Origin of the sequence: Streptomyces mutabilis (genome assembly GCF_014649815.1) — a bacterium.
In the GTDB taxonomy this organism is placed as follows: domain Bacteria; phylum Actinomycetota; class Actinomycetes; order Streptomycetales; family Streptomycetaceae; genus Streptomyces; species Streptomyces mutabilis.
In genome coordinates this window covers 341,744-366,212 of sequence record NZ_BMTT01000002.1, presented here as the reverse complement: position 1 = coordinate 366,212, position 24,469 = coordinate 341,744, and the positions used below count along the sequence as shown (strand labels likewise).

General features: G+C 72.5%; 16 protein-coding genes and 1 pseudogene. 13 read left to right on the top strand and 4 right to left on the bottom strand.

All coding sequences use genetic code 11. The features are described 5' to 3' along the window. Positions 1-121: 121 nt before the first annotated feature. Both guaB and IE142_RS05775 read left to right on the top strand, forming a co-directional pair. Entirely contained in the window at positions 122-1,630 is a 1,509-nt protein-coding gene (gene guaB / locus IE142_RS05780; RefSeq protein WP_043380922.1) for an IMP dehydrogenase, read from the top strand. A 105-nt stretch (positions 1,631-1,735) separates the two neighbouring features. Next, a complete protein-coding gene (locus IE142_RS05775) occupies positions 1,736-2,860 on the top strand; it encodes a GuaB3 family IMP dehydrogenase-related protein (RefSeq protein ID WP_191884703.1) in 1,125 nt (374 codons plus the stop codon). Between the two features lie 67 nt (positions 2,861-2,927). Here the strand turns inward: IE142_RS05775 and IE142_RS05770 are convergent, their stop codons facing one another. Further along, positions 2,928-4,136 (bottom strand): nucleotide sugar dehydrogenase, encoded by a 1,209-nt coding sequence (locus IE142_RS05770; protein WP_100049448.1) that lies wholly within the window; start codon positions 4,134-4,136, stop codon positions 2,928-2,930. A 317-nt stretch (positions 4,137-4,453) separates the two neighbouring features. Between IE142_RS05770 and IE142_RS05765 the strand changes: the two genes are divergently transcribed. The 9 genes from IE142_RS05765 to IE142_RS05725 all read left to right on the top strand — a co-directional run bounded on the left by IE142_RS05765 (position 4,454) and on the right by IE142_RS05725 (position 19,096). After that, entirely contained in the window at positions 4,454-6,160 is a 1,707-nt protein-coding gene (locus tag IE142_RS05765; protein ID WP_043380917.1) for a glycerol-3-phosphate dehydrogenase/oxidase, read from the top strand. Between the two features lie 148 nt (positions 6,161-6,308). Continuing rightward, the gene (locus tag IE142_RS05760) at positions 6,309-8,390 is read left to right on the top strand and encodes a serine/threonine-protein kinase (RefSeq protein ID WP_191885049.1); all 2,082 of its coding nucleotides are present in this window, start codon (positions 6,309-6,311) and stop codon (positions 8,388-8,390) included. Positions 8,391-8,542: 152 nt separating this feature from the next. Further along, positions 8,543-11,275, top strand: coding sequence for a serine/threonine kinase C-terminal domain-containing protein (locus tag IE142_RS05755; RefSeq protein WP_191884702.1), 2,733 nt, complete (start codon positions 8,543-8,545; stop codon positions 11,273-11,275). 156 nt (positions 11,276-11,431) lie between these two features. Continuing rightward, a complete protein-coding gene (locus IE142_RS05750; RefSeq protein WP_191884701.1) occupies positions 11,432-13,132 on the top strand; it encodes a serine/threonine-protein kinase in 1,701 nt (566 codons plus the stop codon). A gap of 119 nt (positions 13,133-13,251) precedes the next feature. Next, complete coding sequence (locus tag IE142_RS05745) at positions 13,252-14,337, top strand: serine/threonine-protein kinase (protein WP_191885048.1); 1,086 nt, start codon at positions 13,252-13,254, stop codon at positions 14,335-14,337. Positions 14,338-14,411: 74 nt separating this feature from the next. Then, positions 14,412-14,678 (top strand): hypothetical protein, encoded by a 267-nt coding sequence (locus IE142_RS05740; protein ID WP_191884700.1) that lies wholly within the window; start codon positions 14,412-14,414, stop codon positions 14,676-14,678. Continuing rightward, positions 14,678-15,514, top strand: a complete 837-nt coding sequence (locus tag IE142_RS05735; RefSeq protein WP_191884699.1) for a serine/threonine-protein kinase — start codon at positions 14,678-14,680, stop codon at positions 15,512-15,514. The genes IE142_RS05740 and IE142_RS05735 overlap by 1 nt, the downstream gene beginning before the upstream one ends. Positions 15,515-15,626: 112 nt before the next feature. After that, on the top strand, positions 15,627-17,240 hold the full coding sequence (locus IE142_RS05730) for a succinic semialdehyde dehydrogenase (RefSeq protein ID WP_191884698.1): 1,614 nt from the start codon (positions 15,627-15,629) through the stop codon (positions 17,238-17,240). Between the two features lie 38 nt (positions 17,241-17,278). After that, positions 17,279-19,096: a GMC family oxidoreductase N-terminal domain-containing protein gene (locus IE142_RS05725; RefSeq protein WP_191884697.1), complete on the top strand. Its 1,818-nt coding sequence runs from the start codon at positions 17,279-17,281 to the stop codon at positions 19,094-19,096. An 85-nt stretch (positions 19,097-19,181) separates the two neighbouring features. Here IE142_RS05725 and IE142_RS05720 read toward each other — a convergent pair whose 3' ends face one another. Beyond that, positions 19,182-20,240, bottom strand: a complete 1,059-nt coding sequence (locus tag IE142_RS05720; protein WP_229830171.1) for a cell wall protein — start codon at positions 20,238-20,240, stop codon at positions 19,182-19,184. A 668-nt stretch (positions 20,241-20,908) separates the two neighbouring features. After that, positions 20,909-21,241: a chorismate mutase gene (locus IE142_RS05715; protein WP_191884695.1), complete on the bottom strand. Its 333-nt coding sequence runs from the start codon at positions 21,239-21,241 to the stop codon at positions 20,909-20,911. 348 nt (positions 21,242-21,589) lie between these two features. On the opposite strand from IE142_RS05715, the gene guaA reads away from it, so the two are divergent. Beyond that, on the top strand, positions 21,590-23,170 hold the full coding sequence (guaA, locus tag IE142_RS05710) for a glutamine-hydrolyzing GMP synthase (protein ID WP_043380896.1): 1,581 nt from the start codon (positions 21,590-21,592) through the stop codon (positions 23,168-23,170). A 3-nt stretch (positions 23,171-23,173) separates the two neighbouring features. Here the strand turns inward: guaA and IE142_RS05705 are convergent, their stop codons facing one another. Continuing rightward, positions 23,174-23,674 carry a pyridoxamine 5'-phosphate oxidase family protein gene (locus tag IE142_RS05705; protein WP_191884694.1) on the bottom strand — a complete coding sequence of 167 codons (501 nt, stop codon included), beginning with the start codon at positions 23,672-23,674 and terminating at the stop codon, positions 23,174-23,176. A gap of 71 nt (positions 23,675-23,745) precedes the next feature. Between IE142_RS05705 and IE142_RS05700 the strand changes: the two are divergent. Continuing rightward, a pseudogene (locus IE142_RS05700) lies at positions 23,746-24,388 on the top strand (class II aldolase/adducin family protein); the annotation flags it as partial. Between the last annotated feature and the right edge of the window lie 81 nt (positions 24,389-24,469).

Sequence of the window (24,469 nt, the reverse complement as noted above, 5' to 3'; positions counted from 1 at the left end):
GGTGTCCGGCGCCCGTACGAAACTACGAAGGTCGGACGGGTCCTTGATCGTGGAATGAGCCACCTCCAGTTCCCGTTAGCATGGACATCCGCACCGATCAAGGCCATTTGGGGAAGGTGTCATGACTGCCAACGTCGACGGAGTGCCCGAGAAATTCGCGACGCTCGGGCTGACCTACGACGACGTGCTGCTGCTGCCGGGCCCGTCGGACATGGCACCCGACGAGATCGACACCGCCTCGTACGTCTCCAAGAACGTGCGGGTGAACATCCCGCTGCTGTCCGCCGCCATGGACAAGGTCACCGAGTCGCGCATGGCGATCGCGATGGCCCGCCAGGGCGGCGTCGGCGTTCTCCACCGCAACCTGTCCATCGAGGACCAGGCCAACCAGGTCGACCTGGTCAAGCGCTCCGAGTCGGGCATGGTGGCCGACCCCATCACCATCCACCCGGACGCCACCCTCGGCGAGGCCGACGCGCTGTGCGCCAAGTTCCGCATCAGCGGCGTCCCGGTCACCGACGGCAACAAGAAGCTGCTCGGCATCGTCACCAACCGCGACATGGCCTTCGAGACCGACCGCTCCCGGCAGGTGCGCGAGGTCATGACGCCGATGCCGCTGGTCACCGGCAAGGTCGGCATCTCCGGCGCGGACGCCATGGAGCTGCTGCGCCGCCACAAGATCGAGAAGCTGCCGCTGGTCGACGACAACGGCGTCCTCAAGGGCCTGATCACGGTCAAGGACTTCGTCAAGGCCGAGAAGTACCCCAACGCCGCCAAGGACGGCGAGGGCCGACTGCTGGTCGGTGCCGCGGTCGGTGTCGCCGGTGACGCCTTCGAGCGCGCCCAGGCGCTGATCGAGGCGGGCGTCGACTTCATCGTCGTCGACACCGCGCACGGCCACTCCCGCCTGGTCGGCGACATGGTCGCCAAGATCAAGTCGAACGCGGCCGGCGTCGACGTCATCGGCGGCAACATCGCCACCCGCGACGGCGCCCAGGCCCTCATCGACGCCGGCGTGGACGGCATCAAGGTCGGCGTCGGCCCCGGCTCCATCTGCACCACCCGCGTCGTCGCCGGCATCGGCGTCCCGCAGGTCACCGCCATCTACGAGGCCTCGCTCGCCGCCAAGGCGGCCGGCATCCCGGTCATCGGCGACGGCGGTCTCCAGTACTCCGGCGACATCGCCAAGGCCCTGGTCGCCGGCGCCGACACCGTGATGCTGGGCTCGCTGCTCGCCGGCTGCGAGGAGTCGCCGGGCGAGCTGATGTTCATCAACGGCAAGCAGTTCAAGTCGTACCGCGGCATGGGCTCGCTGGGCGCCATGCAGACCCGCGGCGACCGCAAGTCGTTCTCCAAGGACCGCTACTTCCAGGAGGGCGTCGCCTCCGACGAGCAGCTGGTCCCCGAGGGCATCGAGGGCCAGGTGCCCTACCGCGGCCCGCTCTCCTCGGTCGTCCACCAGCTGGTCGGCGGCCTGCGCCAGTCGATGTTCTACGTCGGCGGCCGGACCGTGCCCCAGCTCCAGGACAACGGCCGGTTCGTGCGGATCACCTCCGCCGGCCTCAAGGAGAGCCACCCGCACGACATCCAGATGACGGTCGAGGCACCGAACTACAGCCGCAGCAAGTAGGCAGAAGGCCTTCCAGGGCGGCTCCGGGAGCATCCGGGGCCGCCCTCGGTGCGCCCGTCGGGGATACTGGAAGGCGCTGCAACGCAACAGGGAAAGGCCACAGACGTGACTGAGATCGAGATCGGGCGCGGCAAGCGCGGCCGCCGGGCGTACGCCTTCGACGACATCGCCGTCGTCCCCAGCCGCCGTACGCGGGACCCGAAGGAGGTCTCGATCGCCTGGCAGATCGACGCCTACCGCTTCGAGCTGCCGTTCCTGGCCGCTCCCATGGACTCGGTCGTCTCCCCGGCCACCGCCATCCGCATCGGCGAGCTGGGCGGCCTGGGTGTGCTGAACCTGGAAGGGCTCTGGACCCGGCACGAGGACCCGCAGCCGCTGCTCGACGAGATCGCCGGTCTCGACCCGGACAACGCGACCCGCCGCCTCCAGGAGATCTACGCGGCTCCCATCAAGGAGGAGCTGATCGGCCGGCGCATCAAGGAGGTGCGTGACTCGGGCGTGGTCACCGCGGCCGCGCTCTCCCCGCAGCGCACCGCCGAGTTCTCGAAGGCGGTCGTGGACGCGGGCGTCGACATCTTCGTCATCCGCGGCACCACGGTCTCGGCGGAGCACGTCTCCGGCTCGCACGAGCCGCTGAACCTGAAGCAGTTCATCTACGAGCTGGACGTCCCGGTCATCGTCGGCGGCTGCGCCACCTACACCGCCGCCCTGCACCTGATGCGCACCGGTGCGGCGGGCGTCCTCGTCGGCTTCGGCGGCGGCGCCGCCCACACCACGCGCAACGTGCTGGGCATCCAGGTGCCCATGGCCACGGCGGTGGCGGACGTGGCGGCGGCCCGCCGGGACTACATGGACGAGTCCGGCGGCCGGTACGTGCACGTCATCGCCGACGGCGGCGTCGGCTGGTCCGGCGACCTGCCCAAGGCGATCGCCTGCGGCGCCGACTCCGTGATGATGGGCTCCCCGCTGGCCCGCGCCACCGACGCGCCGGGCAAGGGCAACCACTGGGGTATGGAGGCCGTCAACGAGGAACTGCCGCGCGGCAAGAAGGTCGACCTCGGCACGGTCGGCACCATCGAGGAGATCCTCACCGGCCCGTCCCACAATCCCGACGGATCGATGAACTTCTTCGGCGCCCTGCGCCGTGCGATGGCCACGACCGGCTACAGCGAACTCAAGGAGTTCCAGCGCGTCGAGGTGACGGTGGCGGACTCACAGCACCGGCGGTAGTCACCCCTTCGCAGTACCGGGGGCCCGGAGCGTCTGCTCCGGGCCCCCGCGTGTGCGCGCGTCGCGATCAGAGCCGGTGCGCCGCCCCCGTCGGCGTCGCCCCCCGCGTGTCCAGGAGCAGCTGGGCCTTCACCGACAGGCCCTGGAGGTCGTACGTGCGGTGCTGCTGGAGGAGGATCGTCAGGTCGGCGTCGGCGGCGGCCTCGTAGAGGGAGTCGGCGCGGGGGACGGGGCGGTCGGCGACGTTCCAGGACGGGATGTGCGGGTCGTGGTAGCTGACGGCGGCGCCCATGGACATCAGGCGGGTCGCGATCTCCTCGGCCGGGGTGGCCTGCTGGTCGGCGAGGTCGGCCTTGTAGGTGACGCCGAGGAGGAGGACGCGGGCGCCGCGCGCGGACTTGCCGTGCTCGTTGAGGAGGGCGGCGGCGCGCTGAACGACGTAGCGGGGCATCTGGCCGTTGACCTGCTGGGCCAGCTCCACCATGCGCAGGCTGTGCGGGGCCCGGCCGGTCAGGTCCTGGGGGACGGAGTGGCCGCCGACGCCGGGGCCGGGGCGGAAGGCGTGGAAGCCGAAGGGTTTGGTCTCCGCGCAGCGCAGCACGTCCCACAGGTCGACGCCGAGGTCGTCGCAGAGGACGGCCATCTCGTTGACCAGGGCGATGTTGACGTGCCGGAAATTGGTCTCCAGGAGCTGGACCGTCTCCGCCTCGCGGGGGCCGCGGGCGCGGACCACCTTGTCGGTGAGGCGGCCGTAGAAGGCGGCGGCGGACTCGGTGCAGGCGGGGGTGAGGCCGCCGATGACCTTCGGGGTGTTGGCCGGGGTGAAGTCGCGGTTGCCGGGGTCGACGCGGCTGGGGGAGTACGCGAGGTGGAAGTCGCGGCCGGCGCGCAGCCCCGAGCCCCGCTCCAGGACCGGGCGCAGGAACTCCTCCGTCGTCCCGGGCCGCACCGGTGACTCCAGGATGACCGTGGTGTGCGGGCGCATGTGGTCGGCGAGGGTGCGGGCGGCTGCCTCCACCTGGGTGAGGTCCAGGCCACCGTCCGGGGAGGGCGGGGTGGGCGCGCAGATGACGGCGGTGCGGACGCGGCCCAGCTCGGCCGGCGTGGCGGGGGTGCGGAAGCCCGTCGCGAGCATCCGGCGTACCTCGGCGGGCGTGAGCGGGTCGGCCTCGGGGCCGGTGCGGTAACCGAGGGTGGGGATGCCCGCGGCGACGGCGGCCTGGGCCAGGGGCAGGCCGTACGGGCCGAGTCCGATGACGGCGAGATCTGCGGGCATGGCGTGGGCCGTCCTTCCCAGTAGCCGAAGCGGGACAGGTGCGCAAGCCCGGTGGACAGGGTGGGCGAGCACAACGTCAGACTAGGAGTAAATATGACCGATTCGTGGGATTGGTCGGCCTGGTTTCGGTGAGTGTCGACGGGGAGCGGTGGGGAGGTTGTCCACAGACATGTCGTCCACGGGCTTCGTTGTCCACAGGTTGCGGCCCTCCGACGGCCGATGTCGGGCGAGCCGGTCAGAATCTGGGCATGGTGGGTACCAGGAACCGGGCTTCGCCCGACGGGTGCGGCCGACGCGACGGACAGCGGGAGGCAGCAGTGAGGACAGCGACACTGGGGCCGGCGCAGCGCGCCGAGTCGCTCGCGGCCATGGCCGAGCGCGAGCTGGACGTTCTGGTGGTGGGCGCGGGCGTGGTCGGCGCGGGCACCGCGCTCGACGCGGTGACGCGTGGTCTGTCCACCGGCCTGGTCGAGGCCCGGGACTGGGCGTCGGGCACCTCCAGCAGGTCCAGCAAGCTGATCCACGGCGGCCTGCGCTACCTGGAGATGCTCGACTTCGCGCTCGTACGGGAGGCGCTGAAGGAGCGCGGCCTGCTCCTCGAGCGGCTCGCACCGCACCTCGTGAAGCCCGTGCCCTTCCTGTACCCCTTGCAGCACAAGGGCTGGGAGCGGCTCTACGCCGGCTCGGGCGTCGCCCTCTACGACGCGATGTCGATGGCCCGCGGACACGGCCGGGGCCTGCCGATGCACCGGCACCTGAGCCGACGTCACGCCCTGCGGGTGGCGCCCGCGTTGAAGAAGGACGCGCTGGTCGGCGCGCTCCAGTACTACGACGCCCAGATGGACGACGCCCGGTTCGTGACGACGCTGGTGCGCACGGCGGCCGCGTACGGCGCCCACGTCGCCAACCGGGCCCGGGTGACCTCCTTCGTCCGCGAGGGCGAGCGCGTGGTCGGCGCGCGCGTGCAGGACGTCGAGGCGGGCGGGGAGTACGAGATCCGCGCCAAGCAGATCGTGAACGCGACCGGAGTGTGGACGGACGACACCCAGTCGATGGTGGGCGAGCGCGGACAGTTCCACGTCCGGGCCTCCAAGGGCATTCACCTGGTCGTGCCCAAGGACCGCATCCACTCCACCACCGGGCTGATCCTGCGCACCGAGAAGTCCGTGCTGTTCGTCATTCCCTGGGGCCGGCACTGGATCATCGGCACCACGGACACCGACTGGGACCTGGACAAGGCCCACCCGGCCGCCTCCAGCGCCGACATCGACTACCTCCTGGAGCACGTCAACTCCGTGCTGCACGTGCCGCTCACGCGCGACGACGTCGAAGGCGTGTACGCAGGGCTGCGCCCGCTGCTGGCCGGCGAGTCCGACGCCACCAGCAAGCTGTCGCGCGAGCACACCGTCGCCCACCCGGTACCCGGCCTGGTCGTCGTGGCGGGCGGCAAGTACACGACGTACCGGGTGATGGCCAAGGACGCCGTGGACGAGGCGGTGCACGGGCTCGACCTGCGGGTGGCCGACTGCGTCACCGAGGACACGCCGCTGCTCGGCGCCGAGGGCTTCCGCGCGCTGTGGAACGCGCGGAAGCGGGTCGCCGCGCGCACCGGCCTGCACGTCGTGCGCGTCGAGCACCTGCTGAACCGGTACGGCGTCATGACGGAGGAGGTGCTGGAGCTGATCGCCGCCGACCCCTCCCTCGGCGAACCCCTGCACGCCGCCGACGACTACCTGCGGGCCGAGGTCGTCTACGCCGCCTCCCACGAGGGCGCGCGGCACCTGGACGACGTACTCACCCGGCGCACCCGCATCTCCATCGAGACCTTCGACCGGGGCACCCGCAGCGCCCGCGAGGCCGCCGAACTGATGGCGCCGGTGCTCGGCTGGGACAAGGACCAGATCGAACGGGAGGTCCAGCACTACGAGAAGCGGGTCGAGGCGGAGCGGGAGTCGCAGCGCCAGCCCGACGACCTGACGGCCGACGCGGCCCGGCTGGGCGCCCCCGAGATCGTGCCGCGGTAGGGGACGGCGGGGCGGGTGTGACAGGAGGTCAGTCCGGCCCGCCGCCCGCCCCGCAGCCCCGTCGGCCCGAGAGGCACCCTGGGCGTCGAGTACTTGTCGGGTGAGAGACAATGAAGGCTCTGTCAGGGCGGGTTGCATGAGGGGACGCATGTCGGAGGCGGAGCGGGCGGGGACATCCCGTACGGACAAGAGCGCACGTCTCCTCGCCGGGCGGTACCGGCTGGGAGACGTGCTCGGCCGCGGCGGCATGGGGACGGTGTGGCGCGCCGAGGACGAGACCCTCGGACGCACGGTCGCCGTCAAGGAGCTGCGGTTCCCGGGCAACATCGACGAGGAGGAGAAGCGGCGCCTGATCACGCGCACGCTGCGTGAGGCCAAGGCGATCGCGCGGATCCGCAACAACAGCGCCGTCACGGTCTACGACGTCGTCGAGGAGGACGACCGTCCCTGGATCGTGATGGAACTCGTCGAGGGCAAGTCGCTCGCCGAGGCCATCCGCGAGGACGGCCTGCTGGAGCCGAGGCGCGCCGCCGAGGTGGGGCTCGCCATCCTCGACGTGCTGCGCTCGGCGCACCGCGAGGGCATCCTGCACCGCGACGTGAAGCCGTCCAACGTGCTGATCGCCGAGGACGGCCGGGTCGTGCTCACCGACTTCGGCATCGCCCAGGTCGAGGGCGATCCGTCGATCACGTCCACCGGCATGCTCGTCGGTGCCCCCTCCTACATCTCCCCGGAACGCGCCCGCGGCCACAAGCCCGGCCCGGCCGCCGACCTGTGGTCGCTCGGCGGACTGCTGTACGCGGCGGTCGAGGGCGCCCCGCCCTACGACAAGGGCTCCGCCATCGCCACGCTCACCGCCGTGATGACGGAAAGCCTGGAGGAGCCGAAGAACGCCGGCCCGCTGCGGGACGTCATCTTCGGGCTGCTCAACAAGGACCCCGCCCAGCGGCTCGACGACGCGGGCGCCCGTGCACTGCTCAACAAGGTCATCCACGCACCGGAGCCGGCGGACGAGCCAGCCGACGCCACCAAGGTCGTGCCGCTGCCCGCCCAGTCGGAGGAGCGGAACCGCGGGGGCGCTCCGTCGGGTGCGGGGGGCAAGCGCGGCGAGGAAGCCGGGGAGCGGCTGCGCGGAGCGCTGCGTTCTGTGCGCAAGGCCGCCGTCGGGGCCGGTGCCGCCGGTGCCGCCACCTCCCGCGCCAAGCAGGGCGGCGCCGGCCGGGCCGCGTCGGGCGCCGCCGGTTCGGCCACCGCTTCGGCGTCCGCCGGGACGGCCGCCACCGCGTCGGCGCCGGCCGGTGCGCCGGGCGCCGGTGTCCGTGACGGGTGGGGCGCCGGTGCGGGTGCGGCGTCCGGAGCCCGGTCGGGTACGGGTGCCGGCGCCGGTACGGGTTCCGGGGCGGCGAACGCGCCCGCGGGTACCCGCAGCTCCGGCTGGCCCGTCGTGCCGCCCCCGGACCTGCCGCCCCGGCCCGCGCCCCGCGCACCGCTCACCGACGTGGTACCGCGCCGGACGCTGATCATCATCGCGGTGGTCGTGGCGCTGGCCGTGCTCGGCACCGTCCTGGCCCTCACGCTCGGCGGCGACGACGAGAAGGGCGCCCAGGGCGGGAACGGTGACAAGACCGTCGCCACCGCGGGGGCGAGCGGCGACACCGAGCAGGACGACGAGGGCGGGGCCCGCACGGACGGCTCCGCCTCCGAGGAGGCCACGGACGGGTCCTCGGCCGGCGCGCCGGACTCCGGCGCGAGCGCGTCCGGCGACACCGGATCGGGTGACGCCGGGAAGGCCGACGAGGGCGCGGCGGCCACCCACCGTGGCGACCAGGGCTACTCCATCGGACTGCCCGAGGGCTGGAAGTTCCGGAGCACGGGGTCGGCGGGGGACCGTTTCACCGGCCCCGACGGCCAGAAGCTGCTCGTCGCCTGGACGTCGACGCCCAAGGGCGACCCGGTCGCCGACTGGAAGAACCAGGAGCGGTACATGGTCCGCTCCCAGTACAAGAAGATCCGCATCGAGAAGGTGGGCTACCGCGGCTGGAACGCGGCCGACTGGGAGTTCACCTACACGGACGGCGGTACCGAGTACCGCACCGTGGACCGGGGTTTCGTCGTCAACGACCACCAGGGCTACGCGCTGATGTACACCGCCCGGGCCGACGCCTGGGACAGCGATCTGCGCCGGGACACGTGGCAGACGCTGACGAAGACCTTCGAACCCAAGTCCTGAACCGGCCGGTCCGGGTTTGAGCGGTCCGATATCTGGCATCCCCTCTTTGCGGGTTGCCTCCGGCACGTATCGTGAGTGCTCGCGGACCGTACGCAGCCGGGACGGCCCGCCGGGCGAACGGAATTGACCGACGGGCTGCCGGGGGTGGCGACGTGGACGACTATGCGGGACGGGTGCTCGCCGACCGCTACCGCCTGCCGCTGCCGCCGTCCGACGAGTACGAACTCACCGAGACCCGGGCCTTCGACACCTACAGCGGTCAGGAAGTCCTGATCAGGCAGGTGCCGTTGCCCGAGGTCGTCGAGGCGGAGGTGCTGGACGCGGACGGCCTGCCCGACGGATTCACCGCCCGCGACGGCGGTTCCCGGCACGCGGGCGGTCGTTCTGCGGCCGCGCGCCAAGGGTCCCGCAAGCCCGCCGATCCGGTGGTGCGCCGTGCCGTCGAGGCAGCGCAGGCCGCTGCCGCCGTACCCGACCACCCACGCCTCGACCAGGTCTTCGACGTGTTCGCCGAGGGCGGTTCCCTGTGGATCGTCAGCGAACTGGTGGCCGCGAGGCCGCTGGCCGCCCTGCTCGCCGAGCAGCCGCTGACCCCCTACCGGGCGGCCGAGGTGGCGTCCGACATCCTGCTGGCGCTGCGGGTACTGCACACGTACGGCTGGGTGCACCGCAACATCACCGCGCGCACGGTACTCGTCTGCGACGACGGGCGCGTGATGCTGACCGGCCTGGCGGTCGGGGCGGCGGAGGAGGCGCTGTGCGGGTACGACCCGGTGCCCGCCCCCGACGACGGGGAGGGCGGGAGCGCCGCGGTCGCTCCCGACGGGACCTTCGGGCGGGGTGGCGGCGCGGAGACCGGGGGGCTCGGGCCCGGTGGGGCCGGGGCTGCCGACGCTCTCGTGCCCGGGGCCCGTGACGCCGCTGGCCCCCGGGCGACGGGCGTCGGCCCGCAGGGTGCGCAGTCCGGGAGCTACGGAACCGGCGGTACCGACCCCGAGGCCGCCCGGCGGGCCGCCATCGAGGCCCGGGACGTGGGTGGGCTGCCGGTACCCCAGGGGCCCGGCGGCGCCGCCTCCGGGCTCGCCCCCGCGCCACCGGCGACCAGCGGGGACGTCCGCGCCGCGCGCGCCGGAGCCATCGCCGCGTACCGCGCGGGTGCCCGGGCCGCCGCCCGCGTCCAGGAGGGCCGCAACGGCCGCGCGGCCCTGACCGGCGCCCGCCCCGCCGCCGGCAACGGCCCCGACCGGCCTCCCCACGCCGTCGGCGCGGGCACCGGCACGGAACCCGGAGCCCGCACCGAAGCAGACCGGGGACGACCCTCGCACGCACCGGACGGGTCCCACCCTGTCGACCGCGACGCAGGGCCCGGCCCCCACACCTCCGGTCCTCACCCTGCCGCCCCCCGGCCCGCCGACACGGTCCAGGCCGCCCCGCCGGGACAGATCACCGACCCCTACGGCGTGGGCGCGACCTCCTGGCACGGCGCCACCGCCCGCCCCACCGGGGATCCGGCCGCCGCCCCCCGGGCGGCCGGGCACGCCCTGCCCGCCGCCCCGCAGCAGGACACGGGCCCCGCGCACGGTCAGTGGGACGACCTGGTCATCGGTACCTCCGCCCAGCGCGGCCCGGCCACCGCGCTCGCCGCCGAACGGGCACGGCAGACCCGGATGGCCGTGGTAGGGCCGGTGACGGAGCGCTGGGCGCCGGAACAGGCCGGGCCGGTGCACGAGAACTGGCAGCTCGCCGCGCCCATCGGGCCCGCCACCGACCTGTGGGCGCTGGGCGCGCTGCTCTTCCGCGCCGTGCAGGGGCACGCGCCCTACCCGGAGGAGGCCACCGCCGAGCTGGTGCAGATCGTGTGCGCGGAGCCGCCGGCGTTCGCCGAGGAGTGCGGACCGCTGCGTCCGGTCGTGGAGTCGCTGCTGCGTCAGGACCCCACCGAGCGCATCGACTTCGAGGAACTGCGCGGCTGGCTGCGCTCCCTCGTCAGGTCGGCCCCCGAACCGGAGGCCGGACTCCACGTCGTCTCCGCCCCGCCCGCCGAGACCAGCCGGCTGCCCATCGTCCGCCGCCGGGGCGAACTGGTGCGCAAGCGGCGTGCCGGTCTGCCCGCACACCAGGGGCGGCACAAACGGGACCGGCGGGAGACGGCCCGTTCGCCGCGCAGCCTCGGCCGCACCCTGCTCCTGCTGATACTGCTCGCCCTGGCCGGGGCGATCGCGTACGCCGTGCTCTTCATGCCGAAGAGCGACACGAGCGGCGCCGGCGCCACCGACCGCACGGGTGCCGCCGGCGGTGCGAGCCAGGCGCCGCCCGAGCAGTCCCCGGACGGCGGGAGCGAGCCCCGGCCGGAGGAGACGCCCCCGAAGAGCGACCCCGGCCCCTCCCGGACGGAGTCGGGTTCCACCGAGACCCAGAGCAACGACCCCGCCGTGGCCGACGGGTTCACGCTGCGCAAGGACGCCGAGGGTTTCCGCGTCGCCGTCGCCGAGGGCTGGGACCGCACGCCCCGCAACGGCAGCGGGCAGGTCGTCTACAGCAAGGGCGACTTCGAGCTGATCGTCGTACCGGGCCGGGACCGGGCATCCGAGTTCGGTGACGACCCGATGGCCTACCAGCGCGACACCGAGCCGGAGCTGGCGTCGTACCGTGCCTCCAGCTGGGCCACCTCCAGCGGACTGAGGACCATCGAGGTCGGCGGACGGACCATGGTCGAGGGCCAGTTCACCTGGACCGGCGCCGACGGCGAACTGTACGTGCGCAACCTCGCGATGCTCGTCGACGGGCGCTACCACGTGGTCCAGGTCCGCGGCCCGGCGGCGGAGCGGGACGAGGTGACCCGGCTGTTCGAACAGGCTTCGTCCAGCTATCAGTACACCGGATGACCCGCCAGGAACCCCGTGCGGCCCGATGGTTGCGCCGCGACGCGGAAAGCGAGAACCGTCACAGACCGGTTTCCATGCCACCCCACCCGTTCCCCGCGGGTTGACCGGTCCCTAGTCTGGCCCTGACCAGATCAATTGCGGGGCAACGTGAATCAGATGCAGGGCCGGCTCGTCGCGGGCCGTTACCGGCTCGGCGACGCCATCGGCAGTGGCGGCATGGGCCGGGTGTGGCGCGCACACGACGAGGTGTTGCACCGGGTCGTCGCCATCAAGGAGCTGACCGCCGCGCTCTACGTCTCCGAGAGCGACCAGGCGATACTGCTGGCGCGCACCCGGGGAGAAGCGCGGGCCGCCGCGCGGATCAACCACTCGGCCGTCGTCACCGTGCACGACGTACTCGAACACGACGGCCGGCCGTGGATCGTGATGGAGTTGGTCGAGGGCCGCTCACTGGCCGACGCGGTCAAGGAGCAGGAGCGGGTCGAGCCGCGGGAGGCGGCCCGGATCGGGCTGTGGGTCCTGCGGGCCCTGCGTGCCGCGCACACCGCGGGCGTGCTGCACCGGGACGTCAAGCCCGGCAACGTGCTGCTCGCCGACGACGGCCGCGTGCTGCTCACCGACTTCGGCATCGCGCAGATAGAGGGCGACTCCACCATCACACGGACCGGAGAGGTCGTCGGTTCCGTCGACTACCTGGCCCCCGAGCGCGTCCGCGGCCACGACCCCGGACCCGCCTCCGACCTGTGGGCGCTGGGCGCGACGCTGTACACGGCGGTGGAGGGCAGGTCGCCCTTCCGCCGCACCTCACCGCTCACCACCATGCAGGCGGTCGTCGAGGAGGAGGCCGGCGAGCCCCGGTACGCCGGTCCGCTCGCGCCCGTCATCGACGCCCTGCTGCGCAAGGATCCGGCCACGCGCCCCGACGTGACCGAGGCCGAGCAGATGCTCGCGGAGGCGGCGGAGGGCCGCCGGCCGAAGTCCGCCCAGGCGTACGTGCCGACGCAGTACTCGGGCTCTTCGCGACAGGACGGCACGGTCCACCCGGGGGCGGCGGGGCCGGTGGGCGGCACCACCGCGACGCCCCACCGGACGACGACCGGTCCGACGGCCGTCGGCCCGGTGCCGACGGGGCACCCCGCGACGGGCCCCGTGCCGACCGGCCCCACGGCGGCAGGGCACTGGTCGGCGAGCGCCGCTCCCCGACGCCGCCGTCGCCTGCGCACGGTCGCCCTGGTGGTCGCCGTGGCGGCCCTGATCGGCGCGGCCACCGCCGTGGTGCTGCAACAGCGGGACGACGGCGGCTCGTCGGCCGGCCCGGTTCCCGCGCACTCACCCTCCGCCTCCTCGTCCGCCACGGACGACACGGGACCCGGTGGAGCCGTTCCGGCCGACTGGGTCCGCTGTGACGACCCGCTGGGTTTCAGCCTTCACCTGCCCGAGGACTGGGAGCGCACGGACTTCGGCGGCAACAGCGGTGAACTCCGGCAGATCGACTACACCCCCGACGGCGGCGAACACGTCCTGCGCATATCCGTCGACACCGCTCCCGACTACAACGACCCGTACGCGCACCAGCTGGACCTGGAGGTGCAGCTCCAGCGGCTGGTCGACTACCGGCGCCTCGTCCTGGAACGCGCCGACTACCGCGACCGCGACAGCGCCCGCTGGGAGTACACCTGGACCGCGCTGGCCAAGGACACCGCCTTCCCCGGACCGCGCCGCGCCGTGTCGCAGACGTACATGTCCCGGGACGGTGTCGAGTACGCCCTGAACATGTCGGGTCCCGTCGACGACTGGGAGACCACGCGGCAGCAGTTCCGCACGGTGCTGCGGAGCTGGCAGGAGAAGACCGCCTGACCCGCGCCGGGTGACGGACGCGGCGGTGGCCGGAAGTCGTCGCAACGGCGTTCGGACGCCCGTCGGTTGTCGGCCACCCGGTCACGGCTGCCCGGAGCCGATGCGTCCGGTGGGGCATGATGGGACGCATGGTGACCGAGGAGGCGGGCGGGCGTGTCATCGCGGGCCGTTACCGGCTCCATGAGCGGCTCGGCCGCGGCGGCATGGGCATCGTGTGGCGGGCCACCGACCGACTGCTCGGCCGCGAGGTGGCCGTGAAGGCGCTCCCGCTGGACGAGACGCTCTCCGCGGCCGAGGCCCGGCGACGCCGGGAGCGCACCCTGCGCGAGGCCCGCGCGGTCGCACAGCTCAGCCACCCGCACATCATCGTGGTGCACGACGTCGTCGAGGACGACGACCGCGCGTACATGGTCATGGAGCTGGTCGACGGCGGCTCGCTCGCCGACCGCGTGCTCAGCCACGGCCCGCTCGGCGCCGCCGAGGCCGCCCGCATCGGCATCGCCCTGCTCGACGCGCTGCACACCGCGCACACGGCCGGCATCCTGCACCGGGACGTGAAGCCGTCGAACGTACTGGTGTCCGACGACGGCCGGGTCGTGCTCACCGACTTCGGCGTCGCCCAGGTCGCCGGTTCCACCACCCTCACCGAGACCGGCTCCTTCGTCGGCTCCCCCGAGTACACCGCGCCCGAGCGGATGTCGGGCGCCGGGACCGGGCCGGAATCCGACCTGTGGTCGGTGGGCGTGCTGCTGTGCGCGGTTCTCAGCGGCGCCTCGCCCTTCCACCGGGACTCACTGGGCGGCGTCCTGCACGCCGTGGTCACCGAGGAGATCCGCCCGCCCGCCCAGGCCGGGCCGCTCCTCCCGGTCGTCCAGGGCCTGCTGGAACGCGACCCGCAGCGTCGTCTGGACGCGGCGGAGGCGGAGCGGATGCTGGGGGCCTTTCTGGCCACCGGCCGCACGCCCGAGCGACCCGGGGCGGGGGAGCCCCGGCGCGCGACCCGGGCCGTGCTCACCTCGGTGCTGCTGGTCCTCGCGGCGGCGGGGGCGGGCGTCACGGCGGCGGCTCTGCTCGACGACGGGGACGGCGACGGGGGCGGTGCGCCGACGAGTTCGGCCTCCGCGAACCCGACGACGGAGTCGGCGTCGCCCTCCGCGTCCCCGCTCTCCTCCGCGCCCTCCGCAACACGAACAGACGCGAGATGAGCGGCAGTGCGCGTCACGGCCCGCGGCGGCACGGGCCTGGTCGGACTGGACATGCTCAAGGACGGCGAGTACTCATGGGACTTCGCCGAGAAGCCCGCGCCGAGGGGCGAGCCGAGCGAGATCGAGTACCGGGGCGAGAAGGCCGCCGAGAACGTCATCGCGTACACGACCAGGACACGCAGGACCCCCGCGAGCGCGAGCTCCACATCCTCTACTACCGGGCGGCCAACGGCGACATGTACCGGGTGCGGATCGACTACCCGCGCAAGGGTCACTTCGCCGACGGGGGACGCGAGATCGCCCGGACGGTGGTCGCCAACCGGGAGGTCGCAGAGCCCTGATGGAAGTCCCAAACCGGCTGGTCGGGCAGCGGTACCGCCTGGTGGAGCGTGTCGCCCCCGGTGGCGCGGGCGGCGTCTGGCGGGCGTTCGACGAGGTCGCGGGCCGCGAAGTCGCCGTCAAGCGGCCCGTACTGCCCGGGGACCCGGCGGACGAGGGCTACCGCCGGGCCGCCCACCGTCTCGGCCGCGAGGCGCGTGCCGCCGCCCGTGTCGACCACCCGGCCGCCGTGCGCATCCACGACGTGGTGGTGGAGGAGGCGGCCGGGGACGGCGGACCGCCCTGGATCGTCATGGAGTGGGTCGGCGGCGAGTCCCTGCACGAGGCGCTGCGGCGCGGCCCGGTGCCGGCGCCCGAGGCCGCCCGGGTCGGCCACGCGGTCCTGGGCGCGCTGCGCGCCGCGCATTCGGTCGGCATCGTGCACCGTGGTGTGGGCGCCGACAGAGTCCTGCTGGGCCCGCACGGCCGGGTCGTGCTCACCGGTTTCGGCACGGCCCACGTCCCGGGGGGAGGAGGTTCCGCGGGGCCGTGCGAGGCGGGAGCGGCCCCGCGCAGCCGTGTGCCGGGCGAGGAGTCCCTGCCCGGCGCGGGGCCCGCCGCCGACCTCCGGGCCCTGGGGACCCTGCTGCACACCGCCGTCGCGCAGCAGCCGGCGGCCGGCCCGCTCGGCCCGCTGGTCGAACGTCTGCTGGCTGCGGACGACGGGTGGCGGCCGAACGCGGGCGCCATCGCCGATGAGGTCGCCCAGGAGGTCGCGCAGGGGCTGGCGGCGGTGGCCGGCGTCCTTTGGCCCGCCCCGCCGCGAAACGAAGGGATCAGCTGCCGCCCTTCCGCATAACGCCCTGATCAGCACGTTTGTTGCCAGCGATCACTGGCGTCATGTGAGCACTCGGTGAATCCCGATTACCGACGGGTACACAAAGCCGTCGCGGCGTCATACCCTGCGGCTCATGACGGACGCGCAGGCCCCGGAAATCACCGGCACGAACCCCCTCGCCCCCAGCCCGGCGGGCGCCCGCACCGCTGCGGACGTGGTCACACCCGAGCTGGTCGCCCAGCTCACCAAGGGCGTGGTCGGCTCCGGGCGGACCACCAACCACACGCCCTTCACCGGCGAGAAGCTGGCCGACCTGCCCGAGTCGACGCCCGAGGACGTGACCGGCGCCTTCGAGCGGGCCCGTGCCGCACAGGCCGTGTGGGAGCGCACACCGGTACGGCAGCGCGCCGCCGTCCTGCTCCGCTTCCACGACCTGGTCCTGGAGCGGCAGGCCGAGGTCCTCGACCTCATCCAGCTGGAGACCGGCAAGGCCCGCCTGCACGCCCACGAGGAGGTCCAGGCCGTCGCCGTCGCCGCCCGGCACTACGGCCGCAAGGCCCCCGCGTACCTGCGCCCCAAGCGGCACACCGGGGCCGTACCGACCCTCACCAAGGTCACCGAACTGCGCCACCCGCGCGGCGTCGTCGGCCAGATCGCCCCGTGGAACTACCCGCTGGAGCTGTCCGTCGGCGACGCGCTGCCCGCCTTCGTCGCGGGCAACGCGGTCGTCATGAAGCCCGACACCGAGACCTGCCTGACCGCCTTGTGGGCCCGCGACCTGCTCATCGAGGCCGGCCTGCCCGCCGAGGTCTTCCAGGTCGTCCTCGGCGAGGGCCCCGTCGTCGGCCCCGAGGTCGTCAGGCACGCCGACTACGTCTCCTTCACCGGCTCCACCCGCACCGGCCGCGAGGTCGCCCAGGACGCCGCCGCCCGGCTGGTCGGCGTCTCCCTCGAACTCGGCGGCAAGAACGCCATGCTGGTGCTGGAGGATGCCGACATCGAAAAGGCCGCGGCGGGCGCCGTACGCGCCTGCTTCTCCTCGGCCGGCCAGCTCTGCATCTCCATCGAGCGGCTCTACGTCCACGAGTCGGTCGCCGACGTCTTCCTGGACCGCTTCGCCGCCCGCACCAGGGCGATGCGGCTCGGCACCTCCCTCTCCTACGGCGCCGACATGGGCTCACTGGTGGGGGAGCGGCAGCTCCAGACCGTGAAGGCGCACGTGGCGGACGCCGTGGAGCGGGGCGCGAAGATCGTCGCGGGCGGGGTCGCCCGCCCGGACATCGGCCCGTACTTCTACGAGCCGACCATCCTTGACGGGGTCGTGGCCCCCATGGCCGTGTGCGCCGCGGAGACCTTCGGTCCGGTCGTCTCCGTGTACCGCTTCAGGACCGAGGACGAGGCGGTCGAGCAGGCCAACTCCACGCCGTACGGCCTGAACTCCTCGGTCTGGACGAAGGACGCCCGGCGAGGCCGCGGGGTCGCCGCCCGGCTGCGCACCGGCACGGTCAACATCAACGAGGGGTACGCGCCCGCCTACGGCAGCGTCCAGTCCCCCATGGGCGGCATGAAGGACTCCGGCCTCGGCCGCCGGCACGGCTCCGAGGGCATCCTCAAGTACACCGAGGCCCAGACGGTCGCCCACCAGAGGCTGCTGCCGATGGCGCCCTCGCTCGGCATGGACGACGAGAAGTACGCGGCGTTCATGAGCCGGAGCCTGCGGCTGATGAAGGCGTTCCGCTTCCGCTGATCCACCCAACCACCGCCCGTTCTCAACGAGGAGAGCACGTGTCGCAGGAGAACTCTGTCCAGACCCGGGACGAGAACGGGTACGACTACGACGTCCTCGTCGTGGGTTCCGGCTTCGGCGGCTCCGTCTCCGCCCTTCGCCTTACGGAGAAGGGATACCGGGTCGGCGTCCTGGAAGCGGGCCGCCGCTTCACCCGGGAGTCGCTGCCGAAGAACTCCTGGGACCTCAAGAACTACCTCTGGGCCCCCAAGCTCGGCATGTTCGGCATCCAGCGCATCCACCTGCTCGGGAATGTCATGGTCCTGGCAGGCGCGGGCGTCGGCGGCGGCTCCCTCAACTACGCCAACACCCTCTACGTGCCGCCGAAGCCCTTCTTCGACGACCCCCAGTGGCGTGACATCACCGACTGGCAGGACGAACTGGCGCCGTACTACGACCAGGCCAAGCGCATGCTCGGCGTCCGCCTCAACCCGACCATGACCCCCTCCGACGTGCACCTCAAGGCCGCCGCGCAGCGGATGGGGGTCGGCGACACCTTCCACATGGCGCCGGTCGGCGTCTTCTTCGGCGACGGCGAGGACGCCGACGGCACGGCGAAGGCCAAGGCGGGCGAGCGGGTGCCCGACCCCTACTTCGGCGGCGCGGGGCCCGACCGCAAGGCGTGCAACGAGTGCGGCGCGTGCATGACCGGCTGCCGGCACGGCGCCAAGAACACGCTCAACGAGAACTACCTGTACCTCGCGGAGAAGGCCGGCGCGGTCGTGCACCCCATGACGTCGGTCGTTTCGGTCACCGGGGACTCGCGCGGCGGTTTCGCCGTGGCCACGCTCCCCACCGACCGGAGGAAGAAGGGCGCGGGCCGCGTCTTCACCGCCCGCCGTGTCGTGATCGCCGCCGGCACCTACGGCACCCAGACCCTGCTGCACCGCATGAAGGCGAACGGCCAGCTGCCGCACATATCCGACCGGCTCGGCGTGCTGACCCGCACCAACTCCGAAGCCCTCGTCGGCGCCCAGACCGACGACCGGCGCTACCGCAAGGCCACCGGCGAGCCGCGCGCCGACTTCACACGCGGTGTCGCCATCACCTCGTCGATCCACCCGGACGCCAGCACCCACATCGAGCCGGTCCGTTACGGCAAGGGATCCAACTCGATGGGCGGCCTGTCCATCCTCCAGGTCCCCTACGCCGGCCACACCGCCTCGGGCACGTCCCGCGTCCTGGGCTTCCTGGGCCACGTGTGCAAGCACCCCGTGCTGGCCCTGCGTTCGCTCTCCACCCGCAAGTGGTCGGAGCGGACCATCATCGGCCTGGTGATGCAGTCCCTGGACAATTCCCTGACCACGTACCTGAAACCGACGGGCGTCGGCAAGGGCCTGCTCACCGCCCGCCAGGGCCACGGTTCGCCCAACCCCAAGCAGATCAAGGCCGCGACCGAGGGCGCCTCCGCACTCGCCGCCGAGATCAACGGCTTCGCCGGCTCCAACGTCGGCGAACTGATGGGCACCCCGCTCACCGCGCACTTCCTGGGTGGCTGCCCGATCGGCGCTTCTCGCGAGTCCGGCGTCATCGACCCGTACCACCGGCTCTACGGCCACCCCGGCATCTCCGTCGTCGACGGCGCCGCGGTCTCGGCGAACCTGGGCGTCAACCCGTCCCTGACCATCACGGCGCAGGCCGAGCGCGCGATGGCGTACTGGCCCAACAAGGGCGAGGAGGACCCGCGCCCGGCGCAGGGCACGGAGTACCGGCGTCTGGCCCCCGTCGAGCCCAGGTCCCCGGCGGTCCCGGCGGAGGCGTTCGGCGCGCTGCGGCTGCCGTTCCTCGGGATGCCGGCGGTGCCGCCGAGGAAGTAGCGGCCCGCGGAACGAAGGGAAGGACCTGCGCCCCCCTCCGAGCACAGGTCCTTCTCGTCTTGCGGCAGGCGGTGCCGGTCAGCCGTTACGCCTGGGCACCGGTCCTGCGGCGCCGGACGACGAACATCGCGCCCGCACCGACGACGACCGCCAGGCCACCGACGAGGCCGATCGTCGGCAGGGCGGAGTTGGAGCCGGTCTCGGCGAGGCTGCCGGAGGGCAGCTTCGAGACGTCGCCCTGCGGCTTCTTCACCGAGATCTTGCCGTCCTTGTCGTCACCCTTGTCGCTGGGCTTGGCGGTACCCGGGTTCGGGTTGCCGGAGCCGGACGCCAGGATCTGGAAGTCGTACTGGCTCCAGCCCGCTGCGATGCACTCCTGGCCGTCGACGTTGTCCAGGTAGGCACCGAAGGCGAAGGAGTAGGCGTCACCGGCCGGGGCCTTGGCGTCGACGCTGAGCCGCATGTCGACGGTCTGGGTGGCCTTGGCCTTCAGCTTCTCCATGAAGAAGAAGTAGTCACCGGCCCAGTCGTCGTCGCCGACGCGGTCCCAGGTCCCGGTCTCGGGGTTCTTGAACTCGAGGTCGACGTACGAGCTGAGGAACTTCGACTCGTCCTCGAACTCGTAGTTCTCCACCTCGGCGTAGAAGGCGACCTCCTTGACGTCGGTCTTCGACTCGTTGGTGACGACGAGCTCGAACGGGTGGTAGCCGTCGCCGGCGACGATCTTGCCCGGCAGGCCCTTGATGTCCGCGGACACCTTGGCGCCCGCGTAGTCGGCGTCGATCTCCTCGCAGACCGGGATCTCGGGGAACTCGGGCTCGGTCGGCTCGTCGGTCGGCGCCGACGTCGACGGCGAGGGCGCGGGATCGGTCGTCTCCGAGCCGGAGGTGCTCTCGTCGTCGGTCGGGGTCGACGGGCCGTCGGTGGGGGTGCTCTCCTCGTCGGTGGGAGTGCTCTCGGCGTCGGACGGCGTGCTCTGCCCGTCAGTGGGGGATGTCTCCCCATCGGTGGGAGAAGCCTGGTCGCCCGGGGTGGTGGTGCCGGTTCCGGACGTTTCGCTCACCGACGGCGTGGGGCTCTCGGTCGCGAAGGCGGCCGGTGCCGACAGCAGTGCCAGCGGGGCGATGACGGACGTCGCGGCCATGGTAACGATGGCGCGGCGAAGCTTCATGAAGACCTCGTGAAGTCAGGCGTACCGCGCTGGGGCGGTACGGGGCTCTGAGGAGGCCTCCGCGTGTGGGCGCGGTGGACCCTTCGGCCGATCTGCTCGATCGGTTCGGCCTGTTTGATCAGCGAAGCCTGTGAATGGTTGCCCGCACATTCACGGAAACTTTATGTGTCCTGCACCACACATGCGGCGGGTCCCACATGCGAGGGCCCACATGTGAAGGGCCCCGCGGGGCGTGGCCGCGGGGCCCTTCTTCAGCCAGCACCGGCGTCAGGGCGGCACCGGTGCCTCGGAGCGGCGCCGGGGGGTCGCGCCGCGGGCCTGTCGAGCATGCGGTTGTGCGGGGGAGGGGACGTCCCGGACCCGGACGAGTCCCGTCGGCCGGCCCCGGGCGTCCCCGGGGCCGGCCGTTCTCTTGGGTGACCGGGCTGCTGTCCCCTGCCGTCCGGTCACTTTCTGGGGCGAGGTCCCACGACGTACGGCACGATCCGTACGTCTCATCGCCCCAGTGAGCCACGCGTGGTTCTTTCGGGCCCGCCCCTGGCTGGCACGGACACCGGGACCAACGAAGCGTCCCGCGCGGCGGTCACGCGCCGTACGGGTGAGAAGGTGCCCGAACGCAGATGCGAGCCCGGACACGGCGTTCAGACGCGACCCCGACACAGCTCCAGCAGCGTCATCGCCAGTGACGTACCCGGCTTGCCCAGCGCCTCGCTGTAGTGGCCGAGGACCTCCATCTCGCGGGAAAGGTTCACCCGCCGGCCGCCGGAGGTGATCCGCGCCTGCTGGATGACGGCGGAGACGGCCATCCGTTCCTGGATCAACCCGATGATCCGGTCGTCGAGGGCGTCGATGCGCTCCCGGCCGCCGGTGATCACCTCGGCGGCCTCGGGGGTGCGGGCGCCGGTCTGGTCCACGCCGGTCCTGTCCGCGGTCGCCGTGTGTGCGGAGGTGGTGTGTGCGGTGGTGACGGTCATGTCGTGGGCTCCTCGCCGGAGAGTGGGTGGCGGTGCCCCGGGGCGGCAGGACCGGAAACGACAGGCGCCCCGGACCTTGTCGGCCCGGGGCGCCTGGGAAGTCGCTTGTCAGTTGCTCAAGCAGCACGACCTATGGCAGCCGGTGGGCCGGTTGCCATAGGTAAAGACGAACGCCTGGTGCGTGAGCATGCCATCAGTATGCCCCGCGAACGCTCCGTGTCCAAAGCGGTTCGCATGGTGAGACGTGGTGCGCGGAGCGGTCCGCGCACCACGGCCGGGGCGGGCCACCTGCCCACCTCGGTAGAATCGGGAGCACAAGACCCCCGCCCGACCGCCGGAAGGCACCCCGTGTCATCAGCGACTCCCGCTGCCGCCGCCCCCGACACCGTCCTGGTCGTCGACTTCGGCGCGCAGTACGCCCAGCTCATCGCCCGTCGCGTCCGCGAGGCGCGGGTCTACAGCGAGGTCGTGCCGAGCTCCATGCCGGTCGACGAGATGCTCGCCAGGAACCCGGCAGCCATCATTCTCTCCGGTGGCCCCTCGTCGGTGTACGAGCCGGGCGCCCCGACCGTCGACCGCGCCCTGTTCGAGGCCGGTGTGCCCGTCTTCGGCATGTGCTACGGCTTCCAGCTGATGGCGCAGACCCTCGGCGGCACCGTCGACAACTCCGGCGCGCGAGAGTACGGCCGCACCGACCTGACGGTCTCCAAGCCGTCCTCCACCCTCTTCGAGGGCACCCCGGCCGAGCAGGCCGTGTGGATGTCGCACGGCGACGCCTGCTCCGCCGCCCCCGAGGGCTTCACCGTCACCGGCTCCACGGACGTCGTCCCGGTCGCAGCCTTCGAGAACGACGAGAAGAAGCTCTACGGCGTCCAGTACCACCCCGAGGTGATGCACTCCACGCACGGACAGCAGGTGCTGGAGCACTTCCTGTACCGCGGTGCGGGTCTCGCCCCCGACTGGACGACGGGCAACGTCATCGAGGAGCAGGTCGCGGCCATCCGCGAGCAGGTCGGCGACAAGCGCGCCATCTGCGGCCTGTCCGGCGGCGTGGACTCCGCGGTCGCCGCCGCCCTCGTCCAGAAGGCCATCGGCTCCCAGCTGACCTGCGTCTACGTCGACCACGGCCTGATGCGCAAGGGCGAGACCGAGCAGGTCGAGAAGGATTTCGTCGCCGCGACCGGCGTGCAGCTGAAGGTCGTGGACGCCGGCGAGCGGTTCCTCAAGGCGCTGGCCGGGGTCTCCGACCCCGAGGAGAAGCGGAAGATCATCGGCCGCGAGTTCATCCGGGTCTTCGAGCAGGCCCAGGCCGAGATCATCGCCGACGAGGGCCCGGCCGTGGAGTTCCTGGTCCAGGGCACCCTCTACCCGGACGTCGTCGAGTCCGGCGGCGGCACCGGCGCGGCCAACATCAAGTCCCACCACAACGTCGGCGGGCTCCCCGAGGACCTCGAGTTCAAGCTCATCGAGCCGCTGCGCAAGCTGTTCAAGGACGAGGTGCGCATGGTCGGCCAGGAGCTGGGCCTGCCGGACGAGATCGTCCAGCGCCAGCCCTTCCCGGGCCCGGGTCTCGGCATCCGCATCGTCGGCGAGGTCACCAAGGAGCGACTCGACCTGCTCCGTGAGGCCGACGCCATCGCCCGCGAGGAGCTGACCGCGGCGGGGCTCGACCGCGACATCTGGCAGTGCCCCGTGGTGCTGCTCGCGGACGTCCGCTCCGTCGGCGTCCAGGGCGACGGCCGCACCTACGGCCACCCGATCGTGCTGCGGCCCGTCTCCTCCGAGGACGCCATGACGGCCGACTGGTCGCGGCTGCCGTACGACGTGCTCTCCAAGATCTCGACCCGCATCACCAACGAGGTCAAGGACGTCAACCGCGTCGTCCTCGACGTGACGTCGAAACCGCCGGGCACGATCGAGTGGGAGTAGCCCCTAGGTGCGCTTGACGGTGCGCAAGGGCTGTCCGGGCTGCCAGACCTGGACGACGAGATACGCGTCGTCCTCCACGTAGGTCCGCACGACCTCCGTCAGCTCGGTACGGAAGAGGTGGAACGGCTCCGGCGGTTCCACCTCTTTCACGTACCGGGCCCGGGTCGCGGAGTCCTCGACCTCGATCGCCCGTCCGCCGATCCGCACGTCACCGCCGCCCATCCCGGTGCCGTCCCCCGGGTTCGCCTGCAAGGCGAACCGCGGGTCGCGGCGCAGGTCGAGCGCCTTGACCGAGCCCGGCATCATGCCGAGCCACAGCTCGCCGTCCAGGAAACGCACCTCCAGGCCGGTGGTGCGCGGCGAGCCGTCCCTGCGCAGCGTGGCGAGGACGTGGTGGGTGTAGGCGCCGAAGCGCGCCTCTACGGTGGCGGCCAGGTCGGGTTCGGCAGTGGCGAAGCAGGACCAGTTCGCCGCTGTGCTGCCTGTTGCGGTGCTCGATGCCATACGCCGAGTGTGGACCCGATACCCGACACCGTCTGTCCGGTATCGGGCTGGGTATCGGCTTGCGGTTCGCGATGCCGCCGATGCACGACTCGGTCGAGGGCGAGCGCCGGCACCGCAAGGAACGGCTCGCGGGCGCGCTGCGGCTTTCGGCCGGTACGGGTTCGAGGACGGGGTCTCCGGGCACATCACGGCCCGCGACCCCGAGTACAGCGACTGTTTCCGGGTCAACCCGTTCGGCATGCCGTTGGGGCACATCACGGTGAGCGACCTGTTGTCGGCCGAACCGATGGCCAGCCAGGCGGTGGAGGGCCGCTACCACGTGAACCAGGCCGGTTTCACCGTCCACGCCCAGGTGCACGCCGCCCGGCCGGACGTCGTCGCGGTCGCCCCCTGCCATTCCAGGCACGGGCGCGCCCCCTCCGCCCTCGGCGACCTGAAGGGCGGCGCATCGCCGGGGAGCTCGGCTCGGACAAGGCGCTGGTGCTGCGCAACCACGGGCTGCTCACCGTCGGCGACTCGGTGGACGCCGCGGCCTGGTGGTTGCTGTCGCTGGAGCGGTCCTGCCAGGCGCAGCTGACGGCGGGGGCGGCGGGCCGACCGGTGCTGATCGAACACCGGCAGGCGGTGGCCACCCGGGAGCAGTTCGGCGGCGACCTGGTGGGGTGGATCAACTACCAGCCGCTGTGGCGGTTGATCAGCCGCAGCGAGCCGGATCCCTTCGACGGAGGGCCGGTTCCCGCAGTCGGTTCGGGGTCGGTTCCCGCAGCCAGTTGTGGCCGGTTCCCGCAGCCGGTT